This window comes from Mesorhizobium sp. WSM4308, from assembly GCF_002294905.1.
GTDB lineage: Bacteria > Pseudomonadota > Alphaproteobacteria > Rhizobiales > Rhizobiaceae > Mesorhizobium.
Map to the genome: position 1 here is coordinate 234,440 of NZ_NSFW01000011.1, position 20,849 is coordinate 255,288.

Annotated in this window: 18 protein-coding genes; 11 read left to right on the top strand and 7 right to left on the bottom strand. The window is 64.5% G+C overall.

The genetic code is table 11. The annotated features are described in order from the left end of the window. Positions 1-29: 29 nt before the first annotated feature. Positions 30-3,638, top strand: a complete 3,609-nt coding sequence (gene putA / locus CK227_RS21670) for a bifunctional proline dehydrogenase/L-glutamate gamma-semialdehyde dehydrogenase PutA (RefSeq protein WP_095772902.1) — start codon at positions 30-32, stop codon at positions 3,636-3,638. A 12-nt stretch (positions 3,639-3,650) separates the two neighbouring features. Here putA and CK227_RS21675 read toward each other — a convergent pair whose 3' ends face one another. Genes CK227_RS21675 through CK227_RS21690 form a run of 4 tightly spaced genes read right to left on the bottom strand, consistent with a single transcriptional unit; the run spans position 3,651 to position 7,793 of the window. Further along, positions 3,651-3,965, bottom strand: a complete 315-nt coding sequence (locus CK227_RS21675; RefSeq protein WP_095772901.1) for an antibiotic biosynthesis monooxygenase — start codon at positions 3,963-3,965, stop codon at positions 3,651-3,653. Between the two features lie 60 nt (positions 3,966-4,025). Beyond that, on the bottom strand, positions 4,026-5,114 hold the full coding sequence (locus CK227_RS21680) for a TonB family protein (protein WP_348628964.1): 1,089 nt from the start codon (positions 5,112-5,114) through the stop codon (positions 4,026-4,028). 41 nt (positions 5,115-5,155) lie between these two features. Continuing rightward, on the bottom strand, positions 5,156-5,599 hold the full coding sequence (locus CK227_RS21685; protein WP_095772899.1) for a hypothetical protein: 444 nt from the start codon (positions 5,597-5,599) through the stop codon (positions 5,156-5,158). Positions 5,600-5,603: 4 nt separating this feature from the next. Continuing rightward, positions 5,604-7,793: a TonB-dependent hemoglobin/transferrin/lactoferrin family receptor gene (locus tag CK227_RS21690; protein ID WP_095772898.1), complete on the bottom strand. Its 2,190-nt coding sequence runs from the start codon at positions 7,791-7,793 to the stop codon at positions 5,604-5,606. Positions 7,794-7,993: 200 nt separating this feature from the next. Between CK227_RS21690 and hemP the strand changes: the two genes are divergently transcribed. The 5 genes from hemP to CK227_RS21715 all read left to right on the top strand — a co-directional run bounded on the left by hemP (position 7,994) and on the right by CK227_RS21715 (position 12,247). Further along, positions 7,994-8,200: a hemin uptake protein HemP gene (gene hemP, locus CK227_RS21695; RefSeq protein WP_095773103.1), complete on the top strand. Its 207-nt coding sequence runs from the start codon at positions 7,994-7,996 to the stop codon at positions 8,198-8,200. A gap of 125 nt (positions 8,201-8,325) precedes the next feature. Beyond that, on the top strand, positions 8,326-9,387 hold the full coding sequence (locus tag CK227_RS21700; protein ID WP_095772897.1) for a hemin-degrading factor: 1,062 nt from the start codon (positions 8,326-8,328) through the stop codon (positions 9,385-9,387). An 11-nt stretch (positions 9,388-9,398) separates the two neighbouring features. After that, positions 9,399-10,301 (top strand): hemin ABC transporter substrate-binding protein, encoded by a 903-nt coding sequence (locus CK227_RS21705; protein WP_095772896.1) that lies wholly within the window; start codon positions 9,399-9,401, stop codon positions 10,299-10,301. A gap of 11 nt (positions 10,302-10,312) precedes the next feature. Then, positions 10,313-11,416: an iron ABC transporter permease gene (locus tag CK227_RS21710; protein WP_095772895.1), complete on the top strand. Its 1,104-nt coding sequence runs from the start codon at positions 10,313-10,315 to the stop codon at positions 11,414-11,416. Between the two features lie 39 nt (positions 11,417-11,455). Beyond that, complete coding sequence (locus CK227_RS21715) at positions 11,456-12,247, top strand: heme ABC transporter ATP-binding protein (RefSeq protein WP_095772894.1); 792 nt, start codon at positions 11,456-11,458, stop codon at positions 12,245-12,247. Between the two features lie 131 nt (positions 12,248-12,378). On the opposite strand, the gene rirA is transcribed toward CK227_RS21715, so the two are convergent. Beyond that, on the bottom strand, positions 12,379-12,840 hold the full coding sequence (gene rirA / locus CK227_RS21720) for an iron-responsive transcriptional regulator RirA (protein WP_010909941.1): 462 nt from the start codon (positions 12,838-12,840) through the stop codon (positions 12,379-12,381). 387 nt (positions 12,841-13,227) lie between these two features. On the opposite strand from rirA, the gene CK227_RS21725 reads away from it, so the two are divergent. From CK227_RS21725 to CK227_RS21735, 3 genes are all read left to right on the top strand, one after another. Then, positions 13,228-14,523 (top strand): DUF445 domain-containing protein, encoded by a 1,296-nt coding sequence (locus CK227_RS21725; protein ID WP_095772893.1) that lies wholly within the window; start codon positions 13,228-13,230, stop codon positions 14,521-14,523. Positions 14,524-14,626: 103 nt separating this feature from the next. Next, on the top strand, positions 14,627-15,055 hold the full coding sequence (locus CK227_RS21730) for a phasin family protein (protein ID WP_095772892.1): 429 nt from the start codon (positions 14,627-14,629) through the stop codon (positions 15,053-15,055). A 258-nt stretch (positions 15,056-15,313) separates the two neighbouring features. Further along, positions 15,314-15,811: a MaoC family dehydratase gene (locus CK227_RS21735; protein WP_095772891.1), complete on the top strand. Its 498-nt coding sequence runs from the start codon at positions 15,314-15,316 to the stop codon at positions 15,809-15,811. A 137-nt stretch (positions 15,812-15,948) separates the two neighbouring features. Here CK227_RS21735 and CK227_RS21740 read toward each other — a convergent pair whose 3' ends face one another. Next, positions 15,949-17,409: an MFS transporter gene (locus tag CK227_RS21740; protein ID WP_095772890.1), complete on the bottom strand. Its 1,461-nt coding sequence runs from the start codon at positions 17,407-17,409 to the stop codon at positions 15,949-15,951. A gap of 128 nt (positions 17,410-17,537) precedes the next feature. On the opposite strand from CK227_RS21740, the gene CK227_RS21745 reads away from it, so the two are divergent. Beyond that, positions 17,538-18,428: a LysR family transcriptional regulator gene (locus CK227_RS21745; protein WP_095772889.1), complete on the top strand. Its 891-nt coding sequence runs from the start codon at positions 17,538-17,540 to the stop codon at positions 18,426-18,428. Between the two features lie 2 nt (positions 18,429-18,430). Here the strand turns inward: CK227_RS21745 and CK227_RS21750 are convergent, their stop codons facing one another. Beyond that, positions 18,431-19,849 carry a PLP-dependent aminotransferase family protein gene (locus CK227_RS21750; protein ID WP_095772888.1) on the bottom strand — a complete coding sequence of 473 codons (1,419 nt, stop codon included), beginning with the start codon at positions 19,847-19,849 and terminating at the stop codon, positions 18,431-18,433. A gap of 106 nt (positions 19,850-19,955) precedes the next feature. Here CK227_RS21750 and CK227_RS21755 point away from each other — a divergent pair, with 106 nt between their 5' ends. Continuing rightward, positions 19,956-20,819, top strand: coding sequence for a DMT family transporter (locus tag CK227_RS21755; RefSeq protein WP_095772887.1), 864 nt, complete (start codon positions 19,956-19,958; stop codon positions 20,817-20,819). The last annotated feature ends 30 nt before the right edge of the window (positions 20,820-20,849 follow it).

Consider the following 20,849-nt stretch of genomic DNA (forward strand, 5'->3'; position numbering starts at 1 on the left):
TCCCTGATGCTCGCTCCACGGGACCCGCCATGCCGCTCGACACCATCCGCCAGCAGATCCGTGCCAATTATCTTCCCGACGAAGACGAGGCCGTGAAGCGGCTGGCCGAGGCGACAGGGCTTTCGGCTGCGGATCGCGATGCGATCTCGGCGCGGGCGGCCGATCTGGTGCGGGCGGTGCGCGGCTCCTCCGATCCCCGGCTGATGGAAGTTTTCCTCTCCGCCTACGGCCTTTCCACCAAGGAGGGCGTGGCGCTGATGTGCCTGGCCGAGGCGCTGCTGCGGGTGCCCGACACCGAGACGATGGACGATCTGATCGCCGACAAGATCGCGCCGCATGACTGGTCGGCGCATTCCGGCGGTTCGAGCTCGATCTTCGTCAATGCCTCGACCTGGGCGCTGATGCTGACCGGCCGCGTGCTGGACGAGGTCGAGGGCGGCATCGAAGGCACGCTGCGCTCGATGGTGCGCAGGCTGGGCGAGCCGGTCATCCGCAAGGCGGTGGCCGCCGCCATGCGCGAGATGGGCGAACAGTTCGTGCTCGGCCGCACCATCGCGGAAGCCGTCAAGCGCGGCCGGCAGATGACCCAGAAGGGCTACCTCTATTCCTTCGACATGCTGGGCGAGGCGGCCCGCACCGAGGCCGACGCACTGCGCTACCACAAGGCCTATGCCGCCGCGATTTCCTCGCTCGATAGCGGTTCCAACGGACCTGACATCAGGCAGAATCACGGCATCTCGGTGAAGCTCTCGGCACTGCACCCACGCTACGAGGTGGCGCAGAAGGACGCGATGCTGCCTGTCATGGCCGAGCGGCTGCTGTCGCTGGCGCTTGCGGCCAGACATTCGCGCATGGGCCTCAACATCGACGCCGAGGAGGCCGACCGCCTCGATCTGTCGCTCGATGTCATCGAGCGCGTGCTGGCCGAGCCGGAACTCGCCGGCTGGAACGGCTTTGGCGTGGTGGTGCAAGCGTATGGGCCGCGCGCGGCCTTCGTCATCGACTGGCTCTATGCGCTGGCCAGGAAATACGACCGCACCATCATGGTGCGGCTGGTCAAGGGCGCCTATTGGGACACCGAGATCAAGCGGGCGCAGATGCTCGGACTGGCCGGCTATCCCGTCTTCACCCGCAAGGCCAATACCGACGTCTCCTACATGGCTTGCGCGAAGAAATTGCTTGGCATGACCGACCGCATCTATCCGCAATTCGCGACCCACAACGCCCACACCGTCGCCGCCATCCTGTCGATGGCCACGAACCGCGATTTCTTTGAGTTCCAGCGCCTGCATGGCATGGGCGAGGCCCTGCACGAGACCGTGCGCCAGGCCGAAGGCGCGCGCTGCCGCATCTATGCGCCGGTCGGCGCGCATTCGGACCTGCTGGCCTATCTGGTGCGTCGCCTGCTGGAAAACGGCGCTAACTCCTCCTTCGTGCACCAACTGACCGACGAGGATGTCGAGCCGGAAGACATCGCGCGCGATCCGCTCGAAACGGTCGAAAGCCAAGGCCCCGCCGCCAATCCGGCGATTGCCAGGCCGTCGCAGATTTTTGGCGCGGGCCGCCGCAATTCAAGGGGATTCGACATCACCGACACGGTGACGCTGGCGGCCATCGACAAAGCCAGGGCGGCGTTCGCCGGGCCGGACCGCTGGCACGCCAAGCCGATCACGCGGGCTGCCGGTTATGGCAAGCCACGCCCGGTCGTCAATCCGGCCAAGCCCGATGAAGTGGTCGGAACGGTTCACGAGGCCGCTGCCAAGCAGGTCACGATCGCCGTGCGCATCGCTGTGGAAGCGCAGCCGGCCTGGGCAAAGCGCCCCGTTGCCGAACGCGCCGCCATCCTCAACCGCGCCGCCGACCTCTATGAGGCCAATGCGGTCGAGTTCTTCGCGCTTGCCACCCGCGAGGCCGGCAAATCGCTGGCCGACGGCGTGGCGGAAGTGCGCGAGGCCGTCGATTTCCTGCGCTACTACGCCGCCGAGGCAGCCAATGCCGAGGCGGGCACGCAGGCGCGCGGCGCCATCGTCTGCATTTCGCCGTGGAATTTCCCGCTGGCGATCTTCACTGGCCAGATCGCGGCAGCACTTGTTACCGGCAATTCGGTCATCGCCAAGCCGGCCGAACAGACGCCACTGATCGCTTTCCGCGCCGTCGAGTTGCTGCGCGAGGCCGGTGTGCCGGAAGACATTATCCAGCTGTTGCCGGGCGACGGTCCATCGGTGGGCGCGCCGCTGACCGCTGACCCGCGCATTGCCGGCGTCTGCTTCACCGGGTCGACCGATGTCGCCAAGCTGATCGAAAAACAGCTGGCAGAGACCGCGGCTCCCGACGCCATGCTGATCGCAGAGACCGGCGGTTTGAACGCGATGATCGTCGATTCCACCGCGCTGCCCGAGCAGGCGGTGCGCGATATCCTGGCCTCGGCTTTCCAGAGTGCGGGTCAGCGCTGCTCGGCGCTGCGCGTGCTCTATGTCCAGAAGGACGTCGAGAAGAAGATGCTGGAGATGCTGAAAGGCGCCATGGAGGCGCTCAACATCGGTGATCCCTGGCGGATTTCGACCGATGTCGGGCCGGTCATCGACGATGAGGCGCAGGCGTCGATCCGCGACTATTGCGTCAAGAAGGGTCTAGAGGGCCGGCTGATCGCCAAGCTCGAGGCGCCGAAGGACGGGCGCTTCGTCGCGCCGCATGTCTTCCGGGTCAAGGGCATCGAGGAGATGGACCGTGAGGTGTTCGGGCCGGTGCTGCATGTCGCCAGCTTCGACGCCGATGAGATCGATGCTGTCATCGCCGCCATCAACCGCAAGGGCTACGGCCTGACCTTCGGCCTGCACACCCGCATCGAAGGTCGCGTCCAGCATTTTGTCGACGGTATCCATGCCGGCAACATCTACGTCAACCGCAACCAGATCGGCGCCGTCGTCGGTTCGCAACCCTTTGGCGGCGAGGGCTTGTCCGGCACCGGTCCAAAGGCCGGCGGGCCGCATTATCTGCGCCGCTTCCGCAAGGGGCCGGAAGCCGGTACGGCAGTTGGCGATGGCCACAAGGTGACGGCGACCGAACTGGCAGACAATCTACCCGATCCGACCCTTGGCGGCTGGTCGACGCGCCCGGACCGGATCGCCATCCTGAGGAAGCATCTGCGCGGCAAGGGCGCGGCCGCCATCGGCGCCGCCGCTGGCATCGATTTCGGCCAGGTCGACCTGCCCGGACCGACGGGCGAGGCCAACACGCTGTCGCTGTCGCCGCGCGGGCGGGTGCTGTGCCTGGGGCCGGATGCCGCGACGCTGCTGGCCCAGACGATCCAGGCGCTCGCCGCCGGCAATGCGGTGCTGGCCGTGGCGCCTGGGGCGCCGGCTGCATTGTCGGCGTTGACCGGCAAGGGCTTGCCGCTGGCGGCAATAGATGGCCGCCCCGATCCGGTCGAAGCGCGTTCGCTGCGCGTCGATGTCGTCGCTTTCTCAGGCACACCGGAGGCGGCGCGCATCGTGCGCAAGGTCATCGCTGACAGAACGGGTCCGATCGTCCCGCTGGTCAGCGAGGTGCTCAACCCGGCGGCCTATGCGCATGAGCGTGCGGTCTGCGTCGACACCACGGCCGCGGGCGGCAATGCCAGCCTGCTAGCTGCGGCCTAGTTCAGCCCATTCTCAGGCGCCTTCGACGACCGAAAAACCCTCGAATTGCGGATGGCCGAGATAGTGGACCTTCGTCGTGCCGACATTCCTGTGCGCGGCGCGAAAATTCTCCGACCTGGTCCAGGCGACGAAATCGTCCTGGCTCGCCCACACCGTGTGCGAGGCAAACAGCGTGTAGCCTTCGGTCTCGTTCACCGGACCGCGCAGCAGATGGAATTCCCGAAAACCCTTCATCTCGGCAAGGCTGGAATCGCGGTTCTTCCACACCGCTTCGAAATCGGCTTCCGAGCCGTTCTGCACCTTGAAGCGGTTCATGGCGATGTACATGGCGTTCCTTTCTGAATTGGTGGACTGCTGCGATTGAAGGATGCGGCGAGGCGTCGGCTCTCAGAACGGACCGATCGCGCCGGTGAATTCCAGACTGTTGCCAACCTTTGCCGGGATCGGAGGGAAAGGGGCCGCCTTGCGAACGAAACCAAGCACGATCTGGTCGAAAGTTGCCGAGCCCGAGCTTTCGACGACACGCAGCTCGTCGATGTTGCCCTGCCTGCCGATGACGAAGGTGACAACGGTGTTGGTGCGCGCCGTCGCTTGCAACGAAGGCGGCACTGCTCGATACACGCGGCCAAGTTTGCTGATGACGTCGCTTCGGTAGCTGGATTCAGCGTTGGAGCCTGCCTCGTTCCGCCTTTTGCCCTTGCTGGCGGCCTGCGCCAGCCGGTCCTGGCCGTCTGCCGTGCCACGCTTCTCGTCCGCTGCTTTTGAAGGAGCGATCGCCGGAGTGGGCCGAGTGCTGGGGATCGGCGGTTGGTCCGGAACGGCGACAGGCATCTCAGCGCTCTCGGCCTGGACGCTCGGCTGTGCCGGTGTTTCGGTCCTGGCAGCCACACTCTGGTTGTCAGGGCGCGGGGTCGCCGCCACCAGTATGTCCGGCGTGACTGCTGGCTGTTTGACAACTTCCGGCAAAGGTTTGGGAAGCGGCTTGGCTGGTTCCTGTGTGGGCTGAGAACCTCGCTCCACGGTTTGCTGCTCAGGCTGCAAGGGTTTTGTCGGCGGCACCGGTCTGACCGCCGGCTCCGGCTTGGTCGGCTGCGGTTTCGGCTCCAGCGTGACATTGATCGCCGCCGGATCCTTGTCCAGGGCGCTGCCAGCCACCTTGTCGCCTGTGTGATCGCTGCCTTCCGGTTGCTCCGCATTCGGGAAATCGAATGTGCCGGTGGGCGAGATCAGAAAGAATGCCGCGACAGCGGCGTGAAGCAGGCCGGAGACGACAATGGCAATGGGCCATCGGGCCACCGGCCGCGCGACTGCAAGCGGCTCTGCCGGCGCTATCGCCAGCTCGTTGCCAGCGTCGGGGAGGGGGCTGATTTCCTGCATCTCGCGGGCCGGAAATTGCAGCGGCCGGTGGGCAAAAGTCAAATCAAGATCGTTTGCCCGTGGCGTCACTGATCCATGGCCAGCCAGCGGCCAGGCCATGGTGTCTCGCCCGAATGCGGGATGCAGTCCCAAGGCCGTTCTCAGACGCCGAAAGCGATGCCGGTCTTGGTGTCCGTCTTCAGCTTGTGCATGCAGGCGGCCGGTTCGACGCCCGCGCCTGCGCATTCGGTCGCGCTGTTGATCAGCACGCGGCTGACCTTGGTGCAGTCGGTGCCGGCGAGATCAAAGCGGGTCACCTTGGTCTTGCCAGCCGGCAGATCCTTGAAATCGAGCACGGTCAGCCGGTCGACGATGCCGGCCTCATTGAACAACGCAATCTCGAACGCTGTCTTGGAGAGGTCGGCACCGAGATTGTTGTTGACCAGGAAGGTCAGCCGGCAGCCCTTGTCGGAAGGCCGCGCGGCATTGAGCTCCAGGGTCAGCGCGGGGGCCGGCGCGGACCCTTCAGCCCGCGCCGGAACCATCGCAAGCGACATCGCCAGCGTCGAGGTCAGCATACGAAGCGATGCCGTCAAGCCCATCATGCCATCAGCCTCCAAACCGCATGGTTGCCGCCAGTTTCAGCGTTATGCCCGGCTCATAGACCGCAACTGTCGTGCTGTCGTTCAATGAGTTGGCGTATTTGACGTCGAACAGATTGTCGGCGCGGAAATCGACCTTCAGATTGTCGGTCGCCTGATAGCTGGCGAAGGCATTGACCAGCGTATAGTCCTCGGCCACCGCATTGCCCTTCGGCTTGCCGTTGTATTGCACTTCGCCGCCGACGGTCAGCTTGTCCTCGAGGAAGCGCAGCCCGAGCTGGGCGGTGACCTGCGAGGAGGGGATGGTGGCGAGATCGGCTTCTACACCCTTGTAGGAAATGGTGTGGCCATTGGTGATCGAGGCCGAAAGCCCGGCATAGCCCCATCCGGCGTCGTAAACGCCTTCCAGTTCAAAGCCGTCGATCTTGGCCTTGGCGAAATTCTGATACTGGAAGCAGATCGGAATGCCAGGCCCGAACGGGCAGCCGCTGCCTGGAGCGAACGGCGACAGGGTCACGCCATCGATGTAATCGTCGATATTGTTGTGGAAGTAGGCCGCCTTGACGCGAAGCGCGTCGCCGGGTTCGAAGATGTCGTTCTGCTTGTAGTTGATGCCGAATTCCGTCGTCTTGCCGGTCTCGGGCCGCAGATTGGGATTGGGCAGGAACGGGAAGGTGACGCCGGCCGGATGGTTGCCGCTGATCAGCGTTTCCGTCAGCGACGGCGAGCGATAGCCTTCGGCGTAGGTACCGTAGAATTGCAGGCCGGCTAGTCCGGCGGTCTCGAACGGCGAGACGCCGACGGTGATGCGCGGCGACAGCCGGTCGCCCGATGTCTCGCGCGTGCTGTCCTTGAGGCTGTAATTGTCGTAGCGCAGCCCGGCGATGACCTCGAGCCAGTCCCAGGTGAGCTTGTCCTGGACATAGGCGCCGGACACGTTGCGCTTGCCCGAAGGCGTGTAGAAACTGTCGCCGCCGGCCGTACCGCCGGTCTTCACATTGTCGCCGACCCAGTCGCCGCCATAGGTCAATTCGTGGGCGATCCCGCCTGTTTCGAAGCGCGATGTGTTCCAGATGTCGATACCCGTGGTGCCGACGTCGAAAGTCGATTGCGACCCCGCCGGCAGGACAGTGGGAAGACCCGTTACGGGATCAAACCGTTTTTGCGGAACGAGGCTGGTCAAGTCGAGATTGGTCTTGTTGTAGGAGGTGTTGATGTGGAGATCGAGCCAGCTCTTGTCCTCATCCGTGATGTTGTAACGGGCGGTGAAAGTGTTCGACTTCAGGTCGACATCGTTGACCGGCACGCCGCCGCTGGTTTCGTCCCAGCTGTCGCTTGAGCCGACCCAGCCCAGCTTCAACTCGCTGTTCTCCGTCGGCCGTATGCTGGTCTTGAGCAGGCCGCTCAGGACGTCGAAGCCGGTGCCGTTGACGGTGTCGCCGTCGCCATCCTTGTAGTTGCCGTAGTTGCGGTAGACGATGTTGCCGAGCGCGTCCCAGTTCTCGTTGAAACGGTAGGCGCCGGTGGCACTGGTGGTCCAGCCCTTGCCGTTGCTCTCATAGCGTCCGGTTACCGAAGCGCCCCATGTTTCCTCCGGCTTGAGGAAGTCCGCGGCGTCCTTGGTGTCGAAGAAGACGACGCCGCCGATGGCGCCCGAACCATAGGTGTTGGCGACCGGACCGCGGATCACATCGACGGATTTGACGAGCTCGGGGTCGATGTAAAAGGTCGACTGGGTGCCATGGTCTGAACGCTGGAAATCCTGGCGCGCGCCGTCCACAATGACCGCGACGCGGCCGAAATCCTGCAGGCCGCGAATGTTGATGCTGGTGCTGACGCGCCTGGCGTCGGCCTGTGTCGCGACGCCGGGCACACCCAACAGCATCTCGTTCGGCGTCGTCGCCATGCGGCGGGCGAGTTGTTCCTGGTCGACATGGCTGGCCGAGGCCAGTGATTCGATAGCCGTTTCGCCGGTACGGCTGATAACCAAAATCTTGTCGAGCAGCGTCGCGCCCGCGGGGGCGGCTTTTTCCTGGTCAGCCTGCTTCGACTTATCCGTCGGCTCGCCCGCCGGCTGCGTTGCCTGTTGGGCATGCACCGGTGGCGCGGACAAGGCGATCGCCGCCACGCTCGCCAATAAAGCCGCGACACCGCTTGCCGTCGACCGGCCGCGCAATTCCCAGTTCAAAAACCCCATGCCCCAACTCCAGATTCCAGGTTTCATGCTGGCTGGCCCGGGGCTTGCTGGCATTTTTCATCGCGTCCGGCGTCTTAAATGTTGACTCGTTTACTCCGGTATTGCACTGACTAATAAACATGATTATTCAAGTCAAGAAATGAATCGGCAATTTCGCAACGCCTAGCCAGATGCCCGGCACAGGAAAGGGATCGACCCAGATGAACACGCACAATCCCAACGATTTTCGCTATCGCGTCCGCCGTTCCGATGATGCCCCCGCGCGCTTTGATCGGATTCCGCTGGCGGTGCGAACGCTCTCCAGCAACACGCTGTTCCAGGGCGAGCACGAGATCGGCATCGAGCATCATGGCGCGCTCTACCGGCTGAAGATCACCCGGCAGGGCAAGCTCATTCTCAACAAGTAAGGCTAGAGCGGTTCACCGTTTCACGGAAACGCCGAACCACTCTATCTCTTTGTTTTAACGCAATTCCGGACGGAAAACCGTTTTCACACTTTTCCTGGAATTGCTCTAGGCAGCAGGGACGAGACATGGACCAGCGCGTAAAACCCGCCCCGCACGAAATCCGGCGGGCACGGACAGAAAACCCGAAAACGCGCGAGCGTGACCTGGCCGCCCAACTCGGCATTTCGGAAGCCGAGTTGGTCGCCGCGCATTGCGGCGACGGCGTCGTTCGCATCGAACCGCGCGTCAACGACCTCTTGACCGGTCTCGAGGCGGTCGGCGAGGTGATGGCGCTGACCCGCAACGAAAGCGCCGTGCACGAAAAGATCGGCGTCTATGACAAGGTCGTCACCGGCAACCACAATGCCATGGTGCTTGGCGAGAACATCGACCTGCGCATCTTCCCGAAGGTCTGGGCGCATGGCTTTGCCGTGGAGAAGCGCGAGGGCGACGAGATCCGCCGCAGCCTGCAGTTCTTCGATGCGGCGGGCGAGGCGGTGCACAAGGTTCATCTGCGTCCGGCCTCCAGCCTCTACGCCTACCAGAAGCTGGTCGCCTCGCTGGAATCGCCCAACCAGGAACCGACGGTCGATATTGCAGGGCCAATCTCCGACGATCGGAGTGAGGCCGGGACAACCAGCGCCAACCCTAACGATCTGCGCGACCGCTGGAGTCGGCTGACCGACGTGCACCAGTTCTTCGGCATGCTGAAAACGCTCAAGCTCAGCCGCCGTCAGGCGGTGCGCATGGTCGGAACGGACTATGCCTGGCTGCTCGACAATGACGCGGTCCGCGCCATGTTTCATCACGCCGCCGAAGGCGAGATGCCGATCATGTGCTTCGTCGGCAACCGCGGCTGCATCCAGATCCATTCCGGACCGGTCAAGGCGATCAAGCCGATGGGACCGTGGATCAACGTCCTCGACGAGACCTTCCACCTGCATCTGCGCACCGACCACATCCATGAAGTCTGGGCGGTGCGCAAGCCGACCACGGATGGCCATGTCACCTCGCTCGAGGTCTATGCCGCCGACGGCGAGATGATCATCCAGTTCTTCGGCAAGCGCCATGAAGGCGAGAGCGAGCGCGACGATTGGCGGTTCCTGGCCGAGAACCTGCCGCGTATTCCAAGCCCGACGGCAGCGTGAGGAACAGTGTGATGCGGCTTTTCCCGACCCTGCCGGCCATCCGCCGATCGATGTTTGCCCCGATCATCGGCCTTTTTCTTGCCGCGCTGCAGCCGGCTGGCGCCGCCGAGGGCGTCTCGGTCTTCTCCGATCCGTCGAAGATCGCCGCCATAGGCGGTTCGATCACCGAAATCGTCTTTGCGCTTGGCGAGGAGAAACACCTGGTGGCGCGCGATTCCACCAGCAATTATCCGAAAGCGGCGCTTGCCTTGCCCGATGTCGGCTATATGCGCGCGCTGTCGCCGGAAGGCGTGCTGTCGGTCAATCCGACCGGCATCCTGGCGCTGCACGGCAGCGGCCCCAAGGAAGCCGTCGATGTGTTGAAGAAAACCAGCATCCCCTTCATCGAAGTGCCCGAACATTATAGCCACGAGGGCATCCTCGAGAAGGTCCGCATCGTCGGCAAGGCGCTTGGCGTCGATGCCAAGGCCGAGGTGCTGGCCAAGGAACTCGATGCCAAGCTGACGGCCGCCGAAAAACAGACGGCCTCGATCAAGGAGCGCAAGCGCATCCTGTTCGTGCTGTCGATACAGGGCGGCAAGATCCTGGCCGCCGGCGCCGAGACCGCGGCCGACGGCATGGTCAAGCTGGCGGGCGGGGTCAACGCCGTCGACGGTTTCTCCGGCTACAAGCAGATGTCCGACGAGGCGATCATCACCGCCAGGCCTGACGTGATCCTGATGATGAGCAATGCCGGGCCGCCGGTGTCGGAAGACGAATTGTTCGGCACCCCGTCGATCGCCTCGACGCCGGCCGGAAGCGCGCGCAAGCTGATCCGCATCGATGGCGGCTATCTGCTCGGCTTCGGGCCGCGCACCGCCGATGCCATTCACGACCTCGCCGTCTCGCTCTATGGCGCTGAAGTCACGGACTGAGCGGGCATATCATGGTAGATCAATCGATCGCCGGCCCGGTGACGGTGATGGCGAATGTATCCGAAGGTGACCGCTCAGGCCGCGCCCGCATCATCATCCTGCTCTTGTGCTTCGGGCTCGCGGCCGCCATATCTTTGTCGCTAACGTCAGGGGCATCGGATGCTTCGGCTGTCAGCGTCCTCAAGGACTGGCTGCTTGGGGCCATTCCGAGCGATGCGGCGCTGAGCACCCGTGACAGCCTGATCATCTACGATATCCGTTTGCCACGCATCATCCTCGGCATGCTGGTCGGGGCGGCGCTCGCGGTCTCGGGCGCCGTCATGCAGGGGCTGTTCCGCAATCCGCTGGCCGACCCCGGCCTGATCGGCGTTTCCGCCGGCTCCAGCCTCGGCGCCGTGGCCATCATCGTGCTTGGCACCACGGTGCTGGCGCCGTTGACCACCTTGCTCGGCACGCTTGCGCTGCCGCTGGCGGCCTTCTTCGGTGGCCTTGCCTCGACCCTGGTGCTTTATCAGGTCGCGACGCGACGTGGCCAGACCTCGGTCGCCACCATGCTGCTCGCCGGCATCGCGCTGGCAGCCCTTGCCATGGCGCTGACCGGTATTCTCATCTTCATGGCCGATGATCGCCAGCTGCGCGACCTGACGTTCTGGTCACTCGGATCGCTTGGCGGCGCGACATGGGCGAAGATCGGTTCCGTCGGACCGATCATCATACTGGCGCTGGCGGCGATGCCTTTCCTGGCGCGCGGCCTCAACGCGCTGGCGCTGGGCGAGGCGACCGCCGGCCATCTCGGCTTACCGGTGCAGCGGCTGAAATACACAGCGATCATCGGCGTGTCGGCTGCGGTCGGTGCCTCCGTCGCGGCCAGCGGCGGCATCGGCTTCGTCGGCATCGTCGTGCCGCATCTGCTGCGCCTGCTGATCGGTCCGGACAACCGCTATCTCTTGCCGGCGTCGGCGCTGCTTGGCGCCTCGCTGCTGCTGTTGGCCGATGCCGTTGCGCGCACCATTGTGGCGCCAGCCGAATTGCCGATCGGCATCGTCACCGCGATCGCGGGCGCGCCGTTCTTCCTGTGGATCCTGCTGCGCAAGCGCGGCGTGATCGATCTGTGAGACGTGAGTTCGGCGAGACCTGGGACCTGTGAGGCTTTGATGATCGAGGCAAGGGATGTTTCCGTTGATATCGCCGGCAAGCGCATAATCCGTGGTGTCGATTTCGACACGCGGCCTGGCGAAATAGCGGCGATCGTCGGCCCCAACGGTTCGGGCAAGACGACCTTCCTGAAGGCGTTGTCGGGCGAACTCGCCTATACCGGGCACGTCGCCCTCAACGGCCGAAATCTTTCGTCGATGAAGCCGGCCGAGAGTGCGGTGCAGCGTGCGGTGCTGCCGCAGGCGACGACGCTGTCCTTCCCGTTCACGGTGCGCGAGGTGGTCAAGCTCGGCCTCGTCGGCGGGCGCTCGGGTGCCTTGCCGGGCGAGGATGCGCGGCTGCCGGAGCGGGCGCTGGCGCGTGTCGACCTCGACGGTTTTGGCGGGCGTTTCTATCAGGCGCTTTCGGGCGGCGAGCAGCAGCGCGTCCAGCTGGCGCGCGTGCTGTGCCAGGTCTGGGCGCCGGTGCTCGACGGCAAGCCGCGCTATCTCTTTCTCGACGAGCCGGTTTCCAGCCTCGACATCAAGCATCAGCTGATCATCATGGACATCGCCCGCGACTTCGCCAGAAGGGGCGGCGGCGTGGTCGCCATTCTGCACGACCTCAATCTGACGGCCATGTATGCCGACCGGATCTTCGTCATGCATCGTGGTCGGCTCGCGGCCACCGGTTCGCCACACGATGTGCTGAGTGATGATCTGATCGAAAAAGTATTCGATTGCCGGCTCAGGGTCGGCGTGCTGCCTGCCGGCAATATGCCGTTCGTGTTGCCGCAATCCGCGGTCTATTGATATTCAGGTGAGGCTGGCCTTCGAATGGCGGTTTCCTGCGCATTTCTGTGGTGACGCGCTAATTGTCGAAGTCAGCGCTGCCTCTCATTGCCCTGCCGGGCATTTCTCCCCGTTGGACGGGAGAAAGAAGCTCACGCGGCCGGGGCGCGGCGCTCCAGCATGTCGATGCCGAGCAGGTTGCGCACATTCGGCCTTGCCGCCACCATGTCGGCGATGGTGTAGCGGGCGAGCACGGCGAAGAAGGCGTTGAGGGCCTCGCGCAGCGCTGAATTCAGCGCGCAGCTGTCGACCAGCGGGCATTCGGCGGCATCGTTCTCAAAGCATTCGGCCATGGCGAAGCTTTCCTCGGTCACGCGCACGACGTCGAAGAGGCTGATCGCCTCGGCGGCGCGGCCAAGCCGGACGCCGCCATTCCTGCCGCGCACCGTCTCGACCAGTCCGTTCTCGACCAGCGGCTGCAGGATCTTGAACAGGAACAGTTCCGACACCGAATAGGCGGTCGCGATTTCGGGAATGCGGCTCAACCGGTCATTGTTGGCGGCGCAATACATCAGGATGCGCATGGCATAATTGGTCTGGCGTGTAAGCCGCATTTCGTCCTCACTAGGCGCCGGCGCGGTTCAACCACGCCTGATTCCTGAACTTCGCCGCCGCGGTTCTGATCCCGGAGTTTCGGATTCGCCGCGCTGGCCTTGACCCGAATATGGCCTATACCTTGGAACAATTCCAGACTAGCCGGGCATCATAGATGAATATTCTCGTCAACTTTATGTGCGCAGCCCGACAAAACGAGGGGAAAACCGGCAGCTACGGGCATTCCGGCTGATGAAACCCTAGATAGGGCCGAGATCGACAAGAGGTCGACCAGAGATCGACAAGAGGTCGACCAGAGATCGACAAGAGGTCGACCAGAGATCGACAAGAGGTCGACCAGAGATCGACAAGAGGTCGACCAGAGATCGACGAGGAGCAGTTCATCCATGTCCCAATCGGCTTCGTCCCTGGCGCCTGTCCGTTTCGATACTGATGCGACCGCCAAGCTCTCGGCGTTGCGTCGCACCAAATTCATCGCCACGGCCGCGCTGGCGCTTTGCGTGCTGGTGTTCGCCTTGGCCAAGTCGTTCGAGAGCTCCCATCCATGGCTGGGGTTTGTCGCAGCCTTCGCCGAGGCGGCGACCATTGGCGGCCTTGCCGACTGGTACGCGGTGGTGGCGCTGTTCAGGCGGCCGCTTGGATTGCCGATCCCGCACACCGCCATCATCCCGGAAAACCAGAACCGCATCGCCGACAATCTCGGCCGCTTCATCGAGGCCAATTTCCTGGCGCCGGAACCGGTGCGGGAAAAGCTTGCCGAGGTCGATTTTGCGGCACTCGTCGCTGACTGGCTGACCAATGCCGAACGCGCCGCCGGCCTGTCGCGCTTCGTCGTGCGGCTGGTGCCGCAGACACTTGCCGCCGTCGAGCAATCCGGTCTGCGCGGCTTCGTCACCAGCCGCATGCTCGAGCAGATCGAAAAAGTGCCGCTGGCGCCGCTGGCGGCGGAACTGCTGTCGGCACTGACCGACGACCGCCGTCATCAAAAGCTGTTCGACGAGTTCATCAAGGTGGTCGGGCGCTTCCTCAACGACGAACAGGCCCTGGCGACGATGCGCGAGAAGATCCGCGAGGAGCTGCCGTCGCTGTTCAACCTGTTCCGCGCCGACGCCTATCTCCTGAAGAAGATCGTCGCCTCGGCGGGCTCCTTGCTTGACGAGGTGCGGGCCGATCCCGACCACCCGATGCGCGCCGAGTTCGATCGTTTCGCGCAAGGCTTCGTCGAACGGCTGCGGACGTCCAAGCAATATGCAAAGCGTGCCGAGAAGATGAAGCACGATTTCCTCGCCCGACCCGAAGTCAGGGCGCTGGCCGGTGACATGTGGGAGAGCCTCAGCCTGTTCATCGAGCAAGATGCCAAGGCGCCGAATTCAGTGATCCGCGCTCATCTCGCCAACATGTTCGTCGAGGTCGGCCGCCATCTCGCCGGCGATGCGCAGATCCGGGCCGATATGAACCAGGGGTTCGTCGTGGCGCTGGCCTCCTTCGTCGAAAGCCAGAAGAGCGGCGTGTCGAAATTCATCGCCGATCAGGTCAAGCGCTGGGACCTGGCGCAATTGACGCGGCTGATCGAGATCAACATTGGTCGGGACCTGCAATATATCCGCTTCAATGGCATGATCATCGGCGGGCTGGCGGGTATCGTGCTCTATACGATCGAGCTGCTGCTCCCGGTCAATTGATGCGCATCGATCGTCGGGCCCGTCTTCGAAATGGACAGGCTGCAGCCGAGTGCTATGCTCCCTGCGAGGGCACCCGCATCCGCGGCAAAGGGGAGAAGACAGCATGGCCAAGTTACCGCAATCCGATTCCTTCATGGATATGTTCGGCAGGTTCGGCCGCGACCTGAAGGTGCCCAATGTCGATGTCGAGGCGATCCTTGCCCATCACCGCAAGAACCTCGAAGCCTTGGAGAAATCGGCGCGAGCCGGCGCCGATGGCGCGACCTCGCTGTTGTCGAGGCAGCGCGAAATGCTGCAGGACACGCTGCGCGAAATTGCCGACATGGCGCAGAGCTACCGGGCGCCGGGCAACCCGCAGGACCTGATGGCCAAGCAGACCGAGTTCGCCAGGAAATCCTTCGAAGCCGCGCTCAAGAATGCCGGTGAAATGGCTGAACTGGCTCGCAAATCCGGAACCGAATCGATCGAAATCCTGCGCGCGCGCATCAAGGAGGCGATGGAGGAAATCCGCGCCGGCTACGGGCAGAAATAGGCTTCCGCGGCCTGTCGTTTCGTCTTCGGCGGGACATGCCGGTTTGCAATTTCGCGACCCTGCGCAGAGTTGCATCCGCGCCACGTTATAGGCGTCGGCGCCGCTGGAAGGTCCGAAAATCCGAATTCGGCCTGCCATTGCGCGGCAAGGCATGGCACGGTTCAGCCGGAATTCGACGGAACCGATTCACAAGGGGTGAATTGACAGGAGCCATCCGTTCGTGGTCCGGAGGCACGGCAAGCGATCGGGAAAGCAGGAATGAACGAAGTACGGCCTAAAACGCCGCCGACCTATGAGCAGCTGAGAACGATGTCCGGGCAGGAACTCGGCGTCTCGGAATGGACCACGGTCGATCAGGACCGTATCAACCAGTTCGCCGAATGCACCGGCGACCACCAATGGATCCATGTCGACCCTGAGCGCGCGCGGCGGCAAAGCCCGTTCCGCACCACGATCGCGCATGGCTATCTGACATTGTCGATCATCGGCGCGTTGGCGCTCGGCATGGGCATAGTGCCGGAAAACACCCAGGCCGCCTTCAATTATGGCTTCGACAAGGTGCGTTTCCTGGCGCCGGTCAGGGTCGGCGCCCGCATCAGGCTGCGCACCGTCCTGCTTTCCATGGAAGACAGGGGGCCCGGCCAGTATCTGATGAAGGCAGCCAACACCGTCGAGATCGAAGGCGAGGAAAAGCCGGCGCTGACGGCGGAAACGCTGGTCATGCTCTACGAACGCCGCAAACGGGCAGGGGCCTGAGCGTTCGCCCAAGCCCGCCGCTGGTTCCCATACCGCTGCCCCAAATTGACGTTGCAGGCATCCGCCTGCGCGCCGTTCAGTAGCAGCCCGGAATCGGCCCGGCAACCTTAGGCAGTACCGGCGAACGTCCAAATGGATCAGGCAATCCCGGGCTGGATACGGCCAGCAAAGCGCAGCAAGAACAGCGCGAGCAGCAGTGCCGCCAGCGCCAGGACCGTTGCCGTCTCAAAGGTGATCTGCATGCCTCGGGCGGCCGCGCCGGCGCTCAGAACATCCTGTCCTGTTCCTTGGCGAGCGCCGTTGGATGCAACCGCGAAGATGGCGCCCATCAGGGAAGCGCCGGTGACGAGGCCGAGATTGCGCGACAAATTGAGCAGGCCTGAAATGACGCCGCGCTCGCCGGCGCCGACACCGCTCATGACGGCCGCATTGTTGGACGTCTGGAACAGGGCGTAGCCGAAGCAGGTGACAGTGATGGGAACGACATAGCTGGCAATGCCGAGTTTCGTCATGGCGAGCGACAGCAGGAAGGTGCCCGTGGCGAGGCTGGTGAGCCCGGCGATCATCATCCGGTGGGCTCCGAAGCGATCGGAGAGCCGTCCGGCCAGCAGTGCCGACAGGGTCGAGACAAGCGGCCCGGTCGAAAGCACCACGCCGACCATTGCCGCATCGAGTCCCAATCCACGCGACAAATAGAACGGAGCGACCACCAGGGTCGCCATCATCACCGTGGCGACGATGAGGCTCATAACCAGGCTGGCGCTGAGCCGCGGATCCCTGAAGCTGGCGAGTTGGACTAGGGGGTTCTTCACCCGCTTCTGGGCGATGGCGAATAGACCGATGCCGAGAGCGGTGGCGGCCAGCAGGCCGATGTTGAGTGCACCGAAATGGCCCCGGCCAAGCGTCATGGCCAATGCATAGGCGGCCAGCGTCAGCGCCAACAGGACAGTGCCCATCGCGTCGAACTTGCCATGAGCGGCCTGCGCGTTCTTGTTGCCGGCTGGCAAGGCACGCCAGGCGAGGGCGAAGGTCAGGAGGCCCAGCGGGACATTGACCAGGAAAATCGCGCGCCATCCGAGGCCGGCGATCAGCAGGCCGCCGAGCGACGGACCGAGCGTCGTGCCGATCGCCGACATGGCGCCCAGCAGGCCCATGGCGCTACCGGTCCGTTCCTTGCTCACCGTCTCGGCGACAAAGGCCAGCGTCAGCGCCATCATCAGCGCCGCGCCAAGCCCCTGCACGGTCCGTGCGACGATCAGCAGCCAAAGCGTCGGCGCCAGGCCGCAGAGCACCGATGCCGACGTGAACACAGCGATGCCGCCAAGCAGCAGCGGCCGGCGCCCGAACATGTCGGCCAGCCGCCCGGCGCTGACGATCAACGTGGTGATAGCGAGGAGATAGGCCAGAACCACCCATTGCACGGCCTGGAACGACGCCCCGAACGTCTGCATCAGCGAGGGCAGCCCGACGCTGGCAATGCTGGTTCCGAGCGACGACAACAGCGTGGCGAGCGACAGGCTTGCCAGCGCCCAGCCGACCGATTGCTTCTGTTGCGAGGCTGATATCAGCCCTTCCCGATCTTGTGCGGCGACTGCCATGCGATCTCCTTTCCGTTCGCTCCGAAAGCGGAGCCGATGGAGATCTAATCTTGCGGATGATATGGCGGAAGGCGCAGCATTTGCATCATATCAGTGCATGAAACGCCACATCATGCTAAGATCCGCCAATGACGACGCCCGATCTCAACCTGCTCTTTGCTCTCGACGTGCTGCTGGCGGAAGGCAGCGTGGCCCGCGCGGCACGCCGTCTGCGTCTCAGCCCCTCGGCGATGAGCCGGACATTGACGCGGCTGCGCGACGCAACGGGCGATCCTTTGCTGGTCCGTGCCGGCCGCGGCCTGGTGGCGACGCCGCGCGCGGAGGAATTGCGCCGCCAAATCGGCCCTGTCGTCCAGGAGGCGGAGGCGCTGCTGCGCCCTGCCGAATTGCTTGATCTCTCAACCCTGGACAGGGTCTTCACGCTGCGCACCAATGAAGGCTTCGTCGAGGAGTTCGGGCCTCGCCTGGTCGCCCGCATCGAGGCCGAAGCGCCGGGGGTGCGGCTGCGTTTCGCGCCGAAGTCCAACAAGGATGTGATGTCGCTGCGCGACGCGGCGATCGACCTGGAAATCGGGGTTGCCGGCGAAACCGGGCCCGAAGTGCGCATCCAGGCGCTGTTTCGCGACCGCTTCATCGGCGCTGTCCGATCAGGCCATCCCTTGAGCGAAGGCACGGTGACGCCCGAGCGCTATGCGGCGGGCCGGCACATCAGTGTTTCGCGGCGCGGCCGCGAGAAAGGACCGATCGACGAGGCGCTGGGCGCGCTCGGGCTGCAGCGGACGGTCGTCTGCATGGTCTCGGGTTTCTCGGCCGCGCTCGCCATGGCGCGCGCCTCGGAGCTTATCGCCAGCGTGCCCGAGCGGCACACGGCCGGCGCGCGCGCCGGCATGCACAGTTTTCGGCTGCCGGTCACGACGCTGGAAGTCACCATTTCGATGCTCTGGCATCCGCGCCTCGATGCCGATCCGGCGCAACGCTGGTTGCGCGACTGCGTGCGGGAGGTCTGTGCGGGGCGCTGAGATCAGCGCGCCATCGCCGCCTCGAGCACCTTGAAAATCCTCTGGTCTTCGCACTGCGCGACGTTGAAGCGCAGGAAATGGCTGGCCGTCTGCGACAGGCTGAACGCATTGCCGGGCGCCAGCACGACATTGTCGGCAAGTGCCCGGCGGGCGACTTCGGCCGCGTCAACGCCATCGGGGAGCCTGCACCACAGGAACAGGCCGGCCGGCTGGTCGATCCAGGGCGTGATGCCGATCGCCTTCAGCCGGGCGCCGGTCTCGGCCATGGCGCGCGCCAGCCTGGCGCGCAGCAGATCCATATGCTTGCGGTAACTGCCGTCCTTCAGCAGGGTCAGCACCAATTCGGCGGCCAGGCGTCCGCCGCCGAAAGTGGTAGCGATCTTGAGGTCGGTCAGGCCCTCGATCCAGTCGCGGGGCGCGGCGATGAAACCGCAGCGCACCGACGCCGACAGCGTCTTGGAGAAGCTGCCGATGTGGACGACGCGGTTCAGGCCATCGAATGCCGCCAGCCTCGGGGCAGGGGCATGTTCGAAATCGGCGAAGATGTCGTCCTCGACAATGGTGAGGTCCGACTGGTCGGCGAGCTTCAGCAAACGGTGTGCCGTAACCGGCGACAGGATCGCGCCGGTCGGGTTGTGGATGGCGGAGTTGGTGATGTAGAGGCGCGGCCGGTGCTCGGCGAGCGCCTGCGCGAACAGTTCGATATCGGGCCCCGAGGGCGTGTAGCGAACGCTGACGACCTTGGCGCGGTGGGCGCGCAGCAGCGCGTGGAAATTGAAATAGCAGGGGTCGTCGACCAGCACGGTGTCGCCAGGCTCGATCAGGAACCGGCATAGGAGGTCGATGGCCTGCGTGCCCGATTCGGTCAGCATGATCTGTTCAGGCGAGACTTCGATGCCATGCCCGGCCATGCGCCGCGCCAAGAGTTGCCGCAGCGGCGGCAGCCCAAGCGGCGTGCCGTAGTCGGCAAGCGCGACATCATCGGCGCGCGCTGCCGTGCGGAGTGCGCGCCGCAGCCCGGCCTGCGGCATCCAGGAGGCCGGCAGCCAGCCGCAGCCGGGTTTCAACACCTCGTCGCCGGCGTCTAGCGACTGGCGCGAGACCCAGAGCGGATCGACGGCACGGTCGAGCCGGGGACCGATCTCGGCCAGGGACAACGGTGCCAGCGAGCCGGCGGCGTAGAAGCCCGAGCCCGGCCGGGAGCGGATCGTGCCTTCGGCGGCGAGCCGCTCATAGGCCTCGACCACGGTGGATTTGGACACCTGCATGGATTGGGCGAAGGCGCGGATCGACGGCAGCCGTGCTCCCGGCGTCAGGCTGCGCGCGGCGATCCGCTGGCGAATGGCCGCCATGACGCTTTCGACCAGAGTGGCGGCGCCCAGGGTTCGCGCGCCATCAGTTTCCAAGGCGAGCTCAGTCATCTGTACTGCTCAATATACCATTACAGTTTCGTAGAATTGTACCGCATTGTCTCTGGCCGCGCCACGGGCATCTGCCCGATAGAGGGCGAAAGCAATGGAGCCTGCAATGGACAAGACCGCGAGCGGCTGGGTGAACGGATTTGTCGGCGTGCTGATCTTCAGCGGCTCGCTGCCGGCGACGCGTGTGGCGGTGATGGATTTCGACCCGACCTTCGTGACATCAGCGCGGGCCGCGATTGCCGGACTGCTTGGCCTGGCGATGCTGCTGCTCTTTCGTGAGAAACGTCCGATGCGCGGCGACCTGGTGTCGCTGGTGATCGTGGCGGTGGGCGTGGTCGTCGGCTTTCCCTTGCTGACGGCATTGGCGCTCAAGCACATCACCTCGGCCCATTCGATCATCTTCATCGGCCTGCTGCCGCTGGCGACCGCGATCTTCGGCGTGCTGCGCGGCGGCGATCGCCCTCGTCCGGCATTCTGGCTGTTTTCGTGCATCGGCAGCGCGCTGGTCGCCGGTTTCGCGCTGGCGCAGGGCGTGACCGCCTCGCCGGTCGGTGATGGCCTGATGCTCGCCGCCGTCGTCGTCTGCGGCCTGGGCTATGCCGAGGGCGCCGCGCTGTCGCGCAGGCTTGGCGGCTGGCAAGTGATCTGCTGGGCGCTGACGCTGTCGCTGCCGATCATGCTGGTGCTGACTTTCGCGACCCTGCCGCCATCCTTTGCCGGCATCGGCTCCAACGCCTGGATCGGGCTCGCCTATGTCTCCCTGTTCAGCATGCTGATCGGCTTCGTCTTCTGGTATCGCGGCCTGGCGCAAGGCGGCATTGCGGCGGTGGGCCAGTTACAGCTGCTGCAGCCCTTCTTTGGCCTGGCGCTCGCGGCAACCCTCCTGCACGAGCAGGTCAGCCCGCTGATGGTGGTCGTCACGCTCGGCGTGGTGGCATGTGTGTTCGGGGCGAAGAAGTTCGCGCGGTAGTTCGGGAAGCGCCCCCCCCCCGCCTAGAAC